Source organism: Streptomyces thermoviolaceus, assembly GCF_045209695.1.
In the GTDB taxonomy this organism is placed as follows: domain Bacteria; phylum Actinomycetota; class Actinomycetes; order Streptomycetales; family Streptomycetaceae; genus Streptomyces; species Streptomyces thermoviolaceus.
Genome location: NZ_CP109280.1, coordinates 3,091,662 through 3,108,372, shown reverse-complemented (window position 1 = coordinate 3,108,372; position 16,711 = coordinate 3,091,662). Strand labels below are relative to the sequence as shown.

The window sequence follows — 16,711 nt, the reverse complement described above, 5'->3', positions numbered from 1 at the left end:
GCTGCCGGATGCGGCCTTCGATGCGTGATGCGTCGCCCGCTCAGACCGGACGGTCCCCCGCGGACGCCACTCCGCCGGGCGCCGCTCCGCCGCCCCACCGCACCTGCGGCACATCGCCCGGCGCTGCGGGGGCCGCGGGCCGGGCCGCACGGCCGAGGACGAACACGTCCGCGGCACCGTCCAGGACACCGCCCGAGGGATCGTCGTCCCCGGCACGGCGCACCACGTCCCGGTCCGGGCGCAGGATGTCGCGGACGACCACGGCGCACAGATAGAGCGTCCCGGCCAGGTGCGCGGCGATCGCCCAGTGGTAGCCGTCGACCGGCAGTCCCTTGTGCGCGTCTCCGCTGGTGGTGTACGCGAGGTACATCCAGATGCCGAGGTAGTACACCACCTCGCAGGCCTGCCAGATCAGGAAGTCCCGCCACTTGGGACGGGCCAGCACGGCCAGCGGCACCAGCCACAGCACGTACTGCGGCGAATAGACCTTGTTGGTGAGGATGAAGACCGCCACGGCGAGGAAGGCCAGCTGGGCGAAGCGCGGCCGGCGCGGCGCGGTCAGCGCCAGGGCCGCGATGCCCAGGAAGCAGAGCACCACCAGGAGCGAGGCGGTGGTGTTCACGAAGTCGGTGCTGGGCGGATTGCTGGAGTTCTGCGCCCAGATCAGCCAGAACGAACCGAAGTCCACGCCCCGGTCATGGCTGAACCGGTAGAACTGCCACCAGCCCTCCTGGGCGAAGGCCAGCACCGGCAGATTCACCACCAGCCAGGCGACGACGGCACCGGCGAGGGCACGGCCGTACTCCCGCCATCGGCCCGCACGCCAGCACAGGAAGAGCAGCGGGGCGAGCAGCAGGACCGGGTAGAGCTTGGCCGCTGTGGCGAGGCCCAGCAGGACACCGAAGGCGAGGGAGCGGCCCCGTGACCACATCAGCATCGCGGCCGCCGTCAGGGCGACGGCCAGCAGGTCCCAGTTGATGGTCGCGGTGAGGGCGAAGGCCGGCGCCAGGGCGACCAGCAGGCCGTCCCAGGGCCGCCGGGCGTGCGTGCGCACCACGCAGACGGCGATGACGGAGGCGCACACCATGAGCATCCCGGCGTTGACCATCCAGTACCACCGCTCTTGGTGCTGCATGCTGCCGCTGTGCGGGGTGAGCCAGGAGGCGACCTCCATGAAGAGGCCCGTCAGCACCGGGTACTCCAGGTACGGCATGTCGCCGGGGAGCCGGTCGAAGTAGGGCACCAGGCCGTCGGCGAAGCCGCGCCCCTGGTACAGGTGCGGGATGTCCGAGTAGCAGGCCTTGGTGTACTGCGAGCTGGCACCGAAGAACCAGGCGCTGTGGTAGCACGGTGCCTTCTGGACCAGGCCCAGCGCGAACATGCCGATCGCGACGAGCGCGACGACCCGTATCGGGGTCCACCACGATGTCCCGAGGAGAGCGAACCGGCCGACGGGGCCGCCGATCAGCTCGCTGCCGGCCGCGGCGACCGGGTCCTCCTGGGTCGGCCTGACCGGGCCGGGGTCGGGCTGGTGCACGCTCGCTTGCGTCGATTCAGCACGTGGCATGCCGCCATCCTGCCGTACCCGGCCGGGAATACGTGTGGGCCGCCGCACGGTCGGTGCGACGGCCCACGTTTCACGTGAAACCGCGATGGGTGAGGTTCCCGTCAAGGCGGGTCCGGAAAGCCGCGTCCGCTAGTCGCGGCCTCCGAACCAGCCTCCATTGCCGTTGCCACGGCTGTTGCCCTGTCCGTCGGTGTCGGACTCGGTGGGGGTGGGCGTCGGGAAGCCGCCGTCCGCGCCGCCGTTGCCCTCGTTGTCACCGGTCTGACCGCCGTCGTCGGGGCAGCCGAAGAAGCCGCAGTGCGACTCGGTCGGCGTGGGCGACGGAGAGGTCTCCGTCGCGCTGGGCGACGGCGTCACCGAGGGCGACGGCGACGGGCTCGTGGAGGCCGACGGGGTCGGAGTGGGCGAAGGCTCGCCGTTGATGACCTTGCCGATGGGCTGCGGCGTCGGGAACGGCACGGCCGGCTCGCCCTTGAGTGCCTGCTCCATGTAGTCGTGCCAGATCTCGGCAGGGAACGAGGCGCCGTGGATCTTCTCCTGGCCACCGGTTCCGTACATCTCGAGGAACGTGCGCTGCTTGTTGTTCGCGTCGTCGTCGAGGCGGAACATGCTGATCGCGGTGGACAGCTGCGGGGTGTACCCCACGAACCACGCGGACTTGTTGCCGTCCGTGGTACCGGTCTTGCCGGCCACCTGACGCCCGGGCAGCCGCGCATTGGTACCGGTTCCCTTGTCGACCACGGTCTTCAGCACATCGGTGACGTTGTCGGCCACCGCGGCGGTGAAGGCCTGCTTCGGCTTGCTCTCGTGCGTGTAGACCGTGCCGTCCTGGTTCACGACCTTCTCGACCGAATAGGGGTCGTTCTGCTTGCCGCTGGCGGCGAAGGTGGCGTAGGCCGCCGCCATCCGGATGGCGCTCGGGTCGGAGATACCGATGGAGAAGGACGGGTAGGTGGTGCCGGTCAGGCTGCTCTTGAGCAGTCCGGCGTCGAGCGCCGCCTGCTTGACCTTGTCCAGGCCCACATCCATGCCCAGCTGGACGAAGGCGGAGTTCACGGACTGCCGCATGGCCTCGCGCAGGTCGACCATGAAGTCCGGCGGCTCACCGATCGACTCGTTGCCGTCATTGCGCTGCAGCCACTCCTCGCCCTTCTCGTTCGTCCAGACGGTGCCGTCGTAATTCTTGATCTTGAGCAGGTTCTTGCCGCTGTAGCGGCTCTTGACGGACACCGGGGTGCGCTCCTCGGGACCCTGCGTCGGCCCCAGGTGCGGGTTGCGCACGCCGTCGCGCATGGCCGCCGCCAGCACGAACGGCTTGAACGTCGAGCCGACCTGCGCACCGGTGGCGTCGGCGTTGTTGGTGAAGTGCTTGGTGGCGTCCTCACCGCCGTAGATCGCCACGATGGCGCCCGTCTTCGGGTCCACGGAGGCGCCGCCGAACTGGACGTGGGTGTCGGTTTCCGGCCGCTCGTCGGGCTTGATGTTCTCCTGTCGGATCTCCTTGACGGACTTCTCCAGCTCCTCGACCTTCTTCTTGTCGAAGGTGGTGTGGATCTGGTAGCCGCCCTGCTGCAGCTCGTCCGCGGTGATGTGCGTGTTGTTGATGATGTAGGCCTTGGCGAGGTCGACGAGGTAGCCGATCTGGCCGCTGAGCTGCGTGTTGGAACGCGGGTTCTGCCACTTCGGCAGGGTCGTGTACTTGGCCCGCTCGGTTGAACTCAGGTAGCCGTACTCGACCATCTTGTCGAGCGTGTCCTGCATCTGTGCGAAGGCGCGCTTCTCGTTCGCCTCGGGCGTGGCCCCCGGGTCGATGGAGGTCGCACCGGCAGGGTCGTAGTAGGTGGCGCCCTTGAGCATGGCCGCGAGGAACGCGCACTCGCCGGCGTTGAGATCCTTGGCGTCCTTGTTGAAGTACGCACGCGAGGCGGCCTGAATACCGTAGGCGCCGCGTCCGTAGTACGAGGTGTTGAGGTAGCCGGCCATGATGTCCCTCTTCGGGACCTTGGTGCCCACCTTGATCGCGACGAAGATCTCCTTGAACTTGCGGGAAATCGTCTGCGACTGGTCGTTCAGCATGGCGTTCTTGACGTACTGCTGGGTGATGGTGGAACCACCCTGGGTCTGTCCGCCCCGCGCCATGTTGACCAGGGCCCGGGCGATGCCTTTGAGGTCGACACCGCTGTCGTCCCAGAAGGTCTTGTTCTCCTGAGAGATCACCGCATTCTGCATGTCCTTGGGAATGTCGGAGATGTTCAGGATCTGGCGGTTGATCTCACCACCGGTCCGGACCATTTCGGAACCGTCGGACCAGTAGTAGACGTTGTTCTGCGCCTGGGCGGTCTTGGCGACGTCCGGCACCTGCACCGTCGCGTACCCGAGTCCGGCCACCGCGACCAGGCTGCCGACGATGCCGACGAACAACCCGGCGACCAGCTTCCACGACGGCATCCAGCGCTGCCAGCCGTACTTGCCGGACCGCGGGTAGTCGATGAACCGCTTGCGTCCCGGAGGTGCAGCACGACCGCGCCCACGGGATCGATTGGGGCCACCAGGACCCGCCGCTCTGCGCCGACCACCGCTTTTTTGTGCCGCTCGCCGGGCAGCGGCACGTCCGCCGTACGGGCGTGCCTCGCCTCCCGGTCCGTACGAGCCCGATCCATAGGACGTGGACCCGTAGGAGTCGGCGGGGGATCCGTGGGCGCCTCGCGGTGCCGCGCGGCGGCCGGCCGAGTGGCCGCGCCGGGCCGCGGCTCGTCCGCCTCCTTGCGGCTGCGGCGGTTTGCGACGGTGCTCGCTCATCGAACGATGTACTCCTCGGGCAGGCGCATCCGTGCGCGCCTGGAAACGGCGGCTGGTTTCCGGTCCCCCCGACGTACAGGTGAGGTCGGTCGCGCATCCACCCGTACGACACCAGGGACGAGGACATCCCCAGGCGTCACTCGGTTCCCGGCGGTTTGCATGGCGCACAGACTACGCACCGCCACAACACGCCGTGCCTCGAAGTTCACCCCAAATCAGGCAACTTGCCACCACCGCAACAGTGATGTGATCCCGTTCACCATGTCCCCTCTTGTCGCACGCGTGGGGCACCTCTATCGTCGAGATGTATCGAGTCGATACATCAGCACGAGATAAAGACCGTCACGGCTCCCGGAGCGGCATCCACCGGTCCCGGGTCGCGGCAGAGAGGAGGCGACAGTGGGCCGGCGTTCCGGAATCCTTGAGTTCGCCGTACTCGGTCTGCTCCGCGAATCCCCGATGCACGGCTACGAGCTGCGCAAACGACTCAATACGTCACTGGGTGTCTTCCGCGCCTTCAGCTACGGGACGCTCTACCCCTGCCTCAAGACGCTGGTCGCCAACGGCTGGTTGGCGGAGGAGAGGGACAGCGCCGGCGAGGACGCCCCGGCCGCTCCTCTTGCGGGGCGCCGCGCCAAGATCGTCTACCGGCTGACGGCGGAAGGTAAGAAGCACTTCGAGGACCTGCTCTCCCAGACCGGCCCCGACACCTACGACGACGAGCACTTCGCCGCACGGTTCGCCTTCTTCGGGCAGACGTCGCGGGATGTGCGGATGCGCGTGCTGGAGGGGCGTCGCAGCCGGCTGGAGGAGCGCCTGGAGAAGATGCGTGCCTCCCTCGCACGCACCCGGGAGCGCCTCGACGACTACACCCTCGAGCTCCAGCGCCACGGGATGGAGTCCGTGGAGCGCGAAGTGCGCTGGCTGAACGAGCTCATCGAGAGCGAGCGGGCGGGCCGGGACCTGAGAGGGTCCGGCTCCGGGAGGACCGCTCCGCTCGACACCACACAGGGAGCGTCGGGCGGCCTGCCACGGACGGGGGACTCCCCCCGTCCGGATACGCCCGGCGACACCGCCACGTGAGGCCCGTCGGGCTTCACCGAGAACACACACAGGGAGCAACCGGAATGGGTTCGGTTCGCGTAGCCATCGTCGGCGTGGGCAACTGCGCCGCATCGCTGGTGCAGGGCGTCGAGTACTACAAGGACGCCGACCCGGCGTCCAAGGTCCCGGGCCTGATGCACGTGCAGTTCGGTGACTACCACGTGCGGGACATCGAGTTCGTCGCCGCCTTCGACGTCGACGCGAAGAAGGTCGGCCTGGATCTCGCGGACGCCATCGGCGCGTCGGAGAACAACACCATCAAGATCTGCGACGTTCCCCGCACCGGTGTGACGGTCCAGCGCGGCCACACCCTCGACGGCCTCGGCAAGTACTACCGCGCCACCATCGAGGAGTCCGCCGAGGAGCCGGTCGACGTCGTCCAGGTCCTGAAGGACAAGAAGGTCGACGTCCTCGTCTGCTACCTTCCGGTCGGCTCCGAGGAGGCGGCGAAGTTCTACGCCCAGTGCGCCATCGACGCCAAGGTCGCCTTCGTCAACGCCCTGCCGGTCTTCATCGCCGGCACCAAGGAGTGGGCCGACAAGTTCACCGAGGCGGGCGTGCCGATCGTCGGTGACGACATCAAGTCGCAGGTCGGCGCCACCATCACGCACCGCGTCCTGGCCAAGCTGTTCGAGGACCGGGGCGTCATCCTGGACCGCACGATGCAGCTGAACGTCGGCGGCAACATGGACTTCAAGAACATGCTCGAGCGCGAGCGCCTGGAGTCCAAGAAGATCTCCAAGACGCAGGCCGTCACCTCTCAGATCCCCGACCGGGACCTGGGCGAGAAGAACGTCCACATCGGCCCGTCCGACTACGTGGCCTGGCTGGACGACCGCAAGTGGGCGTATGTCCGCCTGGAGGGCCGCGCCTTCGGTGACGTCCCGCTGAACCTGGAGTACAAGCTCGAGGTCTGGGACTCCCCGAACTCCGCCGGTGTCATCATCGACGCCCTGCGTGCCGCGAAGATCGCCAAGGACCGCGGCATCGGCGGCCCCGTGCTGTCCGCCTCCTCCTACTTCATGAAGTCCCCGCCGGTCCAGTACTTCGACGACGAGGCCCGCGAGAACGTCGAGAAGTTCATCCGCGGCGAGGTCGAGCGCTGAGCCGCGCCGAACGCTCCTGCCAGGGCCGGGAGGGCTCCCGCGGCGGTCGCCGCGGGAGCCCTCCCGTATGTGAGGGTGGGCCGCATGGCCGTCGTCCGTGATCTGCGCACGCTGCTCCGCATCCGGGACTTCCGGCGGCTGCTCGCGATACGGCTGCTCTCCCAGGGAGCCGACGGCGTCTACCAGGTGGGACTGGCCACCTATGTCGTCTTCTCCCCGGAGAGACAGACGTCGCCCGCCGCGATCGCCTCGGCGATGGCCGTGCTGCTGCTGCCGTACTCGCTCGTCGGCCCGTTCGCCGGTGTGCTGCTGGACCGCTGGCGGCGCCGCCAGGTGTTCCTCCACGGCAATCTGCTGCGCGCGCTGCTGGCGGCCACCACAGCCGTACTGATGACGGCCGCCGTCCCGGACCGGCTCTTCTATGTCTCCGCGCTCTGCGTCACCGCGGTGAACCGCTTCGTCCTGGCGGGGCTGTCCGCCGCACTGCCACGCGTGGTCGACGCCGAGCGGCTGGTGATGGCGAACTCCCTGTCGCCGACGGCGGGCTCACTGGCCGCGTTCGCGGGCGGCGGCCTCGCCTTCGTCCTGCGCCTGGCCGGGGCGGACCCCGACGCGGCCGTGGTGCTGCTCGGCGCCGTTCTGTATCTGTGCGCGGCCCTGGTGTCCCTGCTCATGGCGCCGGATCTGCTCGGCCCCGACCGGGAGGCGGCGCGGCCCTCGCTCGGTACGGCCCTGACCGGTACGGCACGCGGGCTGATCGCGGGCGTGGCGCATCTGCGGGAACCACCGCGCCGGATCGCCGCCCGGGCGCTGGCGGCCATGGCCCTGATGCGCTTCTGCTATGGCGCGCTGACCGTCCTGCTGTTGACGCTCTGCCGCTACGGCCTGACCTCCAGCACCCAGGAGGGGCTGCGTCTGCTCGGACTGGCCCTGGCGCTCTCGGGGGCGGGGTTCTTCCTCGCGGCCGTGGTCACCCCGTGGGCGGCCGGACGGCTCGGCCCGGTCCGCTGGATCGTGGTCTGCGCACTCGCGGCCGCGGTCCTGGAGCCCGCACTGGGTCTTCCGTTCGTCGCCGGTCCGCTGCTGGTCGCGGCCTTCGTGCTGGGGCTGACCACCCAGGCGGCGAAGATCGCCACGGACACGATCGTGCAGTCCACGGTCGAGGACGGTTTCCGCGGCCGGATCTTCTCCGTCTACGACGTGCTGTTCAACGTCGCCTTCGTGGGCGCTGCGGGGGTAGCCGCTCTGATGCTGCCGCCGGACGGCCGCTCACCCTGGCTGGTGGTCATGGTCGCTGTGATCTATGCGGTGGTCGCTGCGGGGATGGGCCGGCCTTCTCGCCCGTCAAGGGTCACCTGAGGAGAGCGGTTCCCGGCGACGGGCACGGTCCGCTGCTTCATGGACACGCACAGGGGCGGTGTTTCACGTGAAACACCGCCCCCTCGCGGTCCCGTTTCACGTGAAACAGGACCTGACCGGCCGGTCTCAGCTCTGCTCGGCCCACCACTTCTTCAGGGCCGCCACCGCCGCGTCGTGCTCCATCGGGCCGTGCTCCAGGCGCAGCTCCAGCATGTGCTTGTAGGCGCGACCGACGGCCGGACCCGGCTTGATGCCCAGGATCTCCATGATCTGGTTGCCATCGAGGTCCGGGCGGATGGCGTCCAGCTCCTCCTGCTCCTTCAGCTGCGCGATGCGCTGCTCCAGGCTGTCGTAGGCCCGGGAGAGCGCGGCCGCCTTGCGCTTGTTGCGGGTGGTGCAGTCGGAGCGCGTCAGCTTGTGCAGCCGCTCCAGGAGTGGCCCGGCGTCGCGGACATAGCGGCGGACCGCGGAGTCCGTCCATTCACCGGTCCCGTAGCCATGGAAACGCAGATGCAGCTCAACCAGGCGCGAGACGTCCTTGATCACCTCATTGGGGTACTTCAGGGCCGTCAGGCGCTTCTTGGTCATCTTGGCGCCGACCACCTCGTGGTGGTGGAAGGAGACCCGGCCGTCCTTCTCGAAGCGCCGGGTGCGGGGCTTGCCGATGTCGTGCAGCAGCGCGGCCAGCCGCAGCGTGAGGTCGGGGCCGTCGTCCTCCAGCGCGATCGCCTGCTCGAGGACGATCAGCGTGTGGTCGTAGACGTCCTTGTGGCGGTGGTGCTCGTCGCTCTCCAGGCGCAGGGCCGGCAGCTCGGGCAGCACCCGCTCGGCGAGACCGGTGTCGACGAGCAGGGTCAGGCCCTTGCGCGGCCGGGCCGACAGGAGCAGCTTGTTCAGCTCGTCCCGGATCCGCTCGGCGGAGACGATCTCGATGCGCCCGGCCATCTCCGTCATCGCCGCGACGACCTCGGGTGCCACCTCGAAGTCGAGCTGGGCGGCGAAGCGCGCGGCCCGCATCATGCGCAGCGGGTCGTCCGAGAAGGACTCCTCGGGGGTCCCGGGAGTGCGCAGCACCCGCGCGGCCAGGTCCTCCAGACCGCGATGCGGATCGATGAACTTCTTCTCCGGCAGGGCCAGCGCCATCGCGTTGACGGTGAAGTCCCGCCGGACCAGGTCGTCCTCGATGGAGTCGCCGTAGGACACCTCGGGCTTGCGCGAGGTCCGGTCGTAGGCCTCGGAGCGGTAGGTGGTCACCTCGATCTGGTAGCCGTGCTTCTGGGCACCCACCGTGCCGAACGCGATCCCGACCTCCCACACCGCGTCCGCCCAGGGACGCATGATCTTCAGTACGTCCTCGGGGCGGGCGTCCGTGGTGAAGTCCAGGTCATTGCCGAGCCGGCCGAGCAGCGCGTCCCGGACGGAGCCGCCCACCAGGGCGAGGGAGAACCCCGCTTCCTGGAAGCGGCGCGCGAGATCGTCGGCGACGGGCGCCACCCGCAGCAGCTCGCTCACCGCGCGCTGCTGCGCCTGGCTCAGGGCAGAGGAAGTGTTGTCGTTGGCGTTCGGCACAACAGGAAAGGGTACGTGGCCCGGCCCCGGCCGGGTCCGCTCGCCCGAGCAGCTCGCCCTCTCCTCACCAGGGCTCCCGCCTCTTCTCACGCGTCCGAGATCTTTCCTGCACCTCGGGACCGTCCTTGTTGCCCTCGGGATCGGCACGGATGCGGCAGGAACCGCAGAGGACGACGCACCGGGGCGAGCCCGTCTTGTCGTGACGCACCCCACAGCATCCCCGGATGGGCGGACATGCGGGGCAGTCGGTCCCACCCGCTGATCATGTGGCCGCCTCCGCGGCACTTCCGCTCCGCGCGCCTCGTTACCATGCCTGGACGCACATGACTGACGACCACTGACGACGAGGGACGGACGAGCGCGTGGCCGAGGCGGCAGATTTCCAGGGAACCAGTCCCTCACCTGCCCGTCGCTGGCTGCGCAGAGCAGGTGCACTGCTCGCCGGGGCGCCCCTGCTGGCCGGTCTGCTCCAGCTGTCGGCCGCCCCGACGGCACGGGCCGCGGGGCAGGGTGCCGCTCAGGCCGCCTCCGGATCGCGCACCGTGGCCGTGTCCCTCGACTCGCTCAGCCCGAGTGCCCCCTCCGACGGAGACACGCTGACCGTCTCGGGCACGGTGACCAACAAGGGCAAGCAGCCGATCACCGACGCCCATGTGGGCCTGCGGGTGGGATCGCGTCTGAGCACCCGTTCCGCGATCGACGACGTCGCCGACCGCACCGGCTTCGATCCGACGGTCGACGGCAACGAGATCGACGACAAGTACGCCCAGAAGTTCCCCGAGCTGGCTCCCGGCGTCTCTCAGCGCTTCACCCTCTCCGTGCCGGTCGGCAAACTGCACCTCGGCGCGGACGGGGTCTACGCCTTCTCCGTCTCGCTCTCGGGCCGCACCTCCTCCCAGCCCTGGGAGCAGGTGCTGGGCATCCAGCACACGTTCCTGCCCTGGCAGCCCGACGGGGCGGACACCAGGACGAAGACGACGTTCCTGTGGCCACTGGTGTCCACGGTCCACATGACGGCGGAGACCGGACCCGGCGCCCAGCAGACACCGGTGTTCCTCGACGACACCCTCGCCCGGGAGATCTCCCCCGGCGGCCGGCTGGAGCGGATGCTGGAGCTGGGCAAGAGCCTCGACGTCACCTGGGTGATCGACCCGGACCTGCTGGCATCCGTCGATGCCATGACCCGCAGCTACCGCATCCAGACCGACGCCGACAGCACGCCCGTCGCCGGCACCCACCAGGCCGAGGCCAAGCAGTGGCTCGCCGAGCTGCAGCAGGCGGTGGCCGGCAAGGAGGTTGTGGCGCTGCCGTTCGGCGACCCGGACCTGGCTTCTCTCGCCCACCACGGCACCAGCGTCACCGGTTCGCTCAGCCAGCTGAAGAACGCCACCGACGTCGCCGCCGAGACGGTGGAGACGATCCTGCACGTGAAACCGTCCACGGACTACGCCTGGCCCGCGGACGGCGCCGTCGACCCGTCGATCATCCGGGTCGCCACCTCGGCGGGTGCCGACACCGTCATCGCCCGCAGCGACAGCCTCAAGGAGAGCAGCGGCCTGACGTACACGCCGTCCGCGGCCCGTCCGATCGGCGGGGGCACCACGGCGATCGTGGCCGACGCCCAGCTGTCGACGGCGTTCGAGGGCGATCTGTCGAGCGCCGGGGCCCGCACGCTCGCCGTGCAGCGGTTCCTCGCCCAGAGCCTGGAGCTCACCGCCCAGACGAGCAAGCAGCGCAGCATCGTCGTCGCCCCGCAGCGCATGCCCAGCGCGAGCCAGGCCCAGGCCATGGCGCAGGCGCTGACCGCGCTGCAGCACAGCACCTGGTCGGAGTTCCAGAACCTGTCCGCGGCCGCCAAGGCCAAGCCGGATCCCGCGGCCACCAACCGGATTCCGTCGGCCTCGCACTACCCGTCGTCGCTGCGCAAGCAGGAACTGCCGCGTTCCGCCTTCGCGGCGATCGCCCGGACCCAGGGGAAGGTCGACACGTTCCAGGTCGTCCTCACCTACCCGTCCCGGGTCGTCACCCCGTTCGGCCGGGCCCTGAACCGTGAGATGGCCACCTCCTGGCGGGGCCGTGGGGACGCCGCGGCGCACTTCCGCAACGGCGTGGAGACGTATCTCGACAGCCTCTCCGACGAGGTCAAGCTGATCGACAAGTCGGAGACCAAGCTCTCCGGGCACAGCGCCACCATCCCGGTGACCGTACAGAACAACCTGGTGCAGGGCGTCGACCATCTGGTGCTGCGGCTGACGTCGACCAACCCCACCCGTCTGAAGATCGGCGGGCAGGCCTGGGCGGAACAGCCCATCTCCGTCTCCGGCGGCCACAGCCAGTCCGTGAAGTTCACCACGTCGGCCAACGCCAACGGCCCGGTGGCGGTGATCGCCCAGCTGTACACCGAGGACGGCCAGGAGTACGGCGCCCCGGTCACCTTCGACGTCAAGGTCACCGAGATCACCGCCACGGTGATGCTGGTCATCGGCGGCGGCGTGCTGCTGCTCGTCCTCGCCGGCTTCCGGATGTACACCCAGCGCAAGCGCGCCGCCGCCCGGCAGGAAGCGGAGGGCGCCCAGGACCTCGAGGAGGCCCGCGACGACGCCGGGGACGGTGCCGGCAACGCAGACGCGTCCGGCACGGCCGCGACACCTGAGGGAGAGCACGGCGCCCCCCAGGAAGCGGTGCGGCAGGAGAACTCCGGCGCCACCGCCGGACGTCTCTCGAAGGAGTCGGGCCCCCGCAGCCGGACGGACGCCTCCGAGCAGCCGAGTGACCCGGCCCCGGACACCGCGGCAGGTGACGCCGCCCCGTCCGGCACGGGTGAGAAAGTGGACCGTTGAGCATGTCGTGGCCGCAGCGGCCCGGGACGATGAGGTGGGGTAAGCATGAACGCGCCGTACGACGGTGACCGCGGCCGGGCCGTGGGCAGCCAGGGCTACCCCGGTGCGGCGCCGCAGCCCGGGAACGGCCAGGCGCCGCAGCCCCCGGCGGACGCGTACGTCCAGGACGCCCTGGGCGAGGACCCCTACCGGGCACAGGACCTGACCGCGCAGGACCCGGTCGGCGAGGCGCTGTACGACCGTGCCGCGCACCCGCCGCCGGCCCCGGGTGCGTACCCGGCGCAGCAGCCGCTGTACGACCCGCCGCCGCAGTCTCCGCAGGCACCCGATCCGCGGGTGTGGGCCCGTACCCCGCCCCCGGAGCCGTCCTCGGCCACCCAGTACCTGCCGTACGGGGACGATCCGCGCACCACCCAGTACGTGGGCGTGGACGATCTCGTCAGCCACTCCGGCGAGGCGCAGCACCAGCCGGACGCCTTCGCCAATCTCTACCGGGACCAGCAGGGCTCCTACCAGGACTCCCGCCAGGGCGGCATCCCCTCCCCGGCGCAACAGGACGTTCCCGCGGCACCTCAGCCGGACGGCTATGCGGATCCCCGGTACGGCACGGGTGCCCAGGGCGCGCCGAGCGGCTACCAGGACCCCGGGCAGCCCTACGGCTACGACCCCCGCCAGGCCGGCTACCAGTCGGCCGCCGGGCACGGCTACGGCCCCTCGCCACAGGCGGGAGCGGCCTACGCCGGTGCCGGACCGGCCCCGGCGGCCGGTCAGCAGGCGGCAGGCCCGTACGCTCCGGGCGGCGGGGGAGCCGAGACGGCGGCAGCGGGGTCCGTGGCGACCGACGAGCCCGCGCCCGCGCCGGCGAAGAAGGGCGGCAAGGCCGCGGGGCTGCTGAAGTCGAGTGCCGTGATGGCGGCCGGCACGCTGGTCTCCCGCGTGACCGGTTTCATCCGGTCGGCGATGATCGTCTCCGCGCTCGGCGTGGGTCTGCTCGGCGACACCTTCCAGGTCGCCTACCAGCTGCCGACGATGATCTACATCCTGACCGTCGGCGGCGGCCTGAACTCCGTGTTCGTGCCCCAGCTCGTCCGGGCGATGAAGGACGACGACGACGGCGGCGAGGCCTACGCCAACCGGCTGCTGACCCTGGTCATGGTCGTGCTGGGCGGGCTCACCGTCCTCGCGGTCGTGGCAGCACCACTGCTGGTGAGGCTGCTCTCGCCGTCCGTGGCCGGTGATCCGTCCGCCAACCAGGTCGGCATCACCTTCGTCCGCTACTTCATGCCCTCGATCTTCTTCATGGGCATCCATGTGGTGATGGGGCAGATCCTCAACGCCCGGAACCGCTTCGGCGCGATGATGTGGACCCCGGTCCTGAACAACATCGTCATCATCGTCACGCTCGGCATGTTCATCTGGGTCTACGGCAGCGCCGCGGAGTCCGGGATGAAGGTGTCGACCATCCCGCCGGAGGGCCAGCGGCTGCTCGGCGTGGGCATCCTGCTGGGCCTGGTCGTCCAGGCCCTGGCGATGTTCCCGTACCTGCGGGAGACCGGCTTCCGGCTGCGGCTGCGCTTCGACTGGCGGGGGCACGGGATCGGCAAGGCCGCGGCCCTGGCCAAGTGGACGCTGCTGTTCGTGCTCGCCAACCAGGCCGGCAACATCGTGGTGACCCGGCTGTCCACGGCGGCGGCCACGAACTCGCCCGTGGACGGCACCGGCTACGCCGCCTACGCCAACGCCCAGCTGATCTGGGGCCTGCCGCAGGCGATCATCACCGTCTCCCTGATGGCGGCCCTGCTGCCGCGGATCTCCCGCTCCGCCCACGAGGGCGACGCCGGCGCCGTCCGCGACGACATCTCCCAGGGCCTGCGCACCACGGCCGTCGCCATCGTGCCCGTCGCCTTCGGGTTCGTCGCGCTCGGTGTCCCCATCTGCACGCTGATCTTCGGCTCCTCGGGCACCGGCGAGGCCGTCAACATGGGCTACATGCTGATGGCCTTCGGCCTCGGCCTCATCCCCTACTCCGTGCAGTACGTCGTGCTGCGCGCCTTCTACGCCTACGAGGACACCCGGACGCCGTTCTACAACACGGTCATCATCGCCGCGGTCAACGCGGGTGCCTCGGCCCTGTGCTACCTGCTGCTGCCGGCCCGCTGGGCGGTCATCGGCATGGCCTTCTCCTACGGAATCGCGTACGCCATCGGCGTGGGCGTCGCCTGGGCCCGGCTGCGCAAGCGGCTCGGCGGCGATCTCGACGGTGCGCGCGTGACCCGGACGTACGCACGGCTGTGCATCGCCTCGGTGCCGGCGGCCGCGCTCAGCGGTGCCGCCTGCTACGGCATCAACCACACGCTGGGGCAGGGTGTGATCGGCTCGTTCGCCGAGCTGCTCGCCGGCGGCGCCGTGCTGTTCGTCATCTTCTTCCTCGCCGCCCGCCGGATGCGCATCGAGGAACTGAACTCGCTCGTCGGCATGGTCCGCGGACGGCTGGGCCGTTGAGACGGGGGTAGGCGCACAACCTTCCGCCGTTGCTGCGTGTCGTGCATAGCAGCGGACTGTGGGCACAATTGGTCTCGGCGTCGGACAGCGCGCGGGAACGCGAACTTGGGGAGGCAGGAGCGACGGTGGCGGAACGGAGCACGGCTGCCGTCGACGTGGCAGAAACCAGCGGTGACAAGCCGCTGACCGCACAGGCGGACCTGGCCACGGCCGACGGTGTGGCCCAGAACCGGAAGCGGGGCACGGACAGCGACGACGAGCAGGGCAGCAGCGACAGCCGGGCTGCCGACCGGAAGACCACGCCGCCCGAGCTGCACAGCGGCCACAAGCTCGCCAGACGCTACCGGCTGGAGGAGTGCGTCACCCGCCTGGAGGGATTCAGCAGCTGGCGTGCCGTGGACGAGAAGCTCCGCCGCGCCGTCGGTGTGCACGTGCTGCCCGCGGACCATGCACGCGCCCGCTCCGTGCTGGCCGCCGCCCGTTCCTCCGCGCTGCTCGGCGACCCTCGCTTCGTCCAGGTCCTCGACGCCGTCGAGGAGAACGACCTGGTCTACGTCGTCCATGAATGGCTGCCCGACGCCACCGAGCTGACCACGCTGCTGTCCGCGGGTCCGCTGGAACCGTACGACGCCTACCAGATGGTGAGCCAGGTCTCCGCCGCCATGGCCGCCGCCCACCGCGAGGGTCTCGCCCATCTGCGGCTCAACCCCAACGCGGTCCTGCGCACCTCCACGGGCCAGTGGCGCATCCGCGGTCTGGCCGTGAACGCCGCGCTGCGCGGCATCAGCTCCGACACCCCGCAGCGCACCGACACCGAGGCCATCGGCGCCCTGCTGTACGCGGCACTGACCCAGCGCTGGCCGTACGAGACCGACGCCTACGGGCTGTCCGGCCTGCCCAAGGATGTCGGCCTCCTCCCTCCCGACCAGGTGCGCGCCGGCGTCCACCGCGGGCTGTCCGAACTGGCCATGCGCGCCCTCGCCAACGACGGTGCGACCGCCTCCCGCCACGAGTCTCCGTGCACCACGCCGGAGGAGCTGGTGAAGGCGATCGGCGAGATGCCGCGCATCCGCCCTCCGGAGCCCGCGTTCACCGCGCCTCCGGAGTACCAGAGCACTTCGCACCAGCAGGGGACCTACGGCCGTCCGACGCCACGGCCCGGTGTCGCGGCGCCGGTCCCGGCCCCGCCACCCCCGCTGCAGAGCCGCACCGGCAAGGCCCTGAAGTGGGCCGTCTCCGCCCTGCTCATCGCTGCTCTGGGCCTGGGCAGCTGGCAGCTGGCCGAGGCCCTGATGGATCACGGCGGCAGACCGGACAAGGACAACCAGTCGCAGACACAGGACGACGGCGACAAGAGCAACGACCAGCACAAGACGGTGCCCCTTGCCATCCAGGGGGCGCAGGAGTTCGTCGCCAAGGGCGAAGCCCAGCACCCCGGTGATGTGGGCAAGACCTACGACGGCAACAGCGCGACCTACTGGAAGACCAACACGTTCATCGACGGCCCGACGCTCGCGCCGTACAAGCCGGGCGTGGGCATCGTCTACGACCTCGGCTCCGCCAAGAACGTCGACGCGGCGACCATCGGTCTGCGGTACAACGGCGATCACACCACCGTCGAGCTGTACTCCGCCGACTCCCTGACGCCTCCGTCCCTGGAGGCGATGCAGAAGATCGGCAGCGTCACGACCAACGGAAAGTCGGCGAGCATCCAGGTCACCAAGCCGGTGAAGACGAGGTACGTCCTGGTCTGGCTCACGGCCGTGCCGTACTCGGGCGAGGACCCGAGCGCGTTCTCCGATGCCGGCTACAAGCAGGCCATCACCGACGTGACGTTCACGAGTCTCACCAGCTGACCGTCACCG

Annotated in this window: 9 protein-coding genes; 6 read left to right on the top strand and 3 right to left on the bottom strand. The window is 69.9% G+C overall.

The features are described 5' to 3' along the window. Positions 1-40: 40 nt before the first annotated feature. Together OG899_RS13570 and OG899_RS13565 are read right to left on the bottom strand one after the other, a co-directional pair. On the bottom strand, positions 41-1,567 hold the full coding sequence (locus OG899_RS13570; RefSeq protein WP_125496703.1) for a glycosyltransferase family 87 protein: 1,527 nt from the start codon (positions 1,565-1,567) through the stop codon (positions 41-43). Positions 1,568-1,696: 129 nt separating this feature from the next. Further along, positions 1,697-4,366 carry a transglycosylase domain-containing protein gene (locus OG899_RS13565; protein WP_125496702.1) on the bottom strand — a complete coding sequence of 890 codons (2,670 nt, stop codon included), beginning with the start codon at positions 4,364-4,366 and terminating at the stop codon, positions 1,697-1,699. 399 nt (positions 4,367-4,765) lie between these two features. Here OG899_RS13565 and OG899_RS13560 point away from each other — a divergent pair, with 399 nt between their 5' ends. From OG899_RS13560 to OG899_RS13550, 3 genes are all read left to right on the top strand, one after another. Beyond that, the gene (locus tag OG899_RS13560; protein WP_125496701.1) at positions 4,766-5,449 is read left to right on the top strand and encodes a PadR family transcriptional regulator; all 684 of its coding nucleotides are present in this window, start codon (positions 4,766-4,768) and stop codon (positions 5,447-5,449) included. Between the two features lie 44 nt (positions 5,450-5,493). Continuing rightward, the gene (locus tag OG899_RS13555) at positions 5,494-6,576 is read left to right on the top strand and encodes an inositol-3-phosphate synthase (protein WP_125496700.1); all 1,083 of its coding nucleotides are present in this window, start codon (positions 5,494-5,496) and stop codon (positions 6,574-6,576) included. Between the two features lie 84 nt (positions 6,577-6,660). Continuing rightward, positions 6,661-7,935, top strand: coding sequence for an MFS transporter (locus OG899_RS13550; RefSeq protein ID WP_168131835.1), 1,275 nt, complete (start codon positions 6,661-6,663; stop codon positions 7,933-7,935). A gap of 126 nt (positions 7,936-8,061) precedes the next feature. On the opposite strand, the gene OG899_RS13545 is transcribed toward OG899_RS13550, so the two are convergent. Next, a complete protein-coding gene (locus OG899_RS13545) occupies positions 8,062-9,504 on the bottom strand; it encodes a CCA tRNA nucleotidyltransferase (protein ID WP_125496698.1) in 1,443 nt (480 codons plus the stop codon). Between the two features lie 362 nt (positions 9,505-9,866). On the opposite strand from OG899_RS13545, the gene OG899_RS13540 reads away from it, so the two are divergent. The 3 genes from OG899_RS13540 (at position 9,867) to OG899_RS13530 (ending at position 16,702) form a co-directional block, all read left to right on the top strand. Then, positions 9,867-12,344 carry a DUF6049 family protein gene (locus tag OG899_RS13540; RefSeq protein ID WP_125496697.1) on the top strand — a complete coding sequence of 826 codons (2,478 nt, stop codon included), beginning with the start codon at positions 9,867-9,869 and terminating at the stop codon, positions 12,342-12,344. Between the two features lie 45 nt (positions 12,345-12,389). Next, entirely contained in the window at positions 12,390-14,846 is a 2,457-nt protein-coding gene (gene murJ / locus OG899_RS13535) for a murein biosynthesis integral membrane protein MurJ (protein WP_168131836.1), read from the top strand. 125 nt (positions 14,847-14,971) lie between these two features. After that, positions 14,972-16,702: a protein kinase family protein gene (locus OG899_RS13530; RefSeq protein ID WP_125496695.1), complete on the top strand. Its 1,731-nt coding sequence runs from the start codon at positions 14,972-14,974 to the stop codon at positions 16,700-16,702. Positions 16,703-16,711 lie beyond the last annotated feature (9 nt).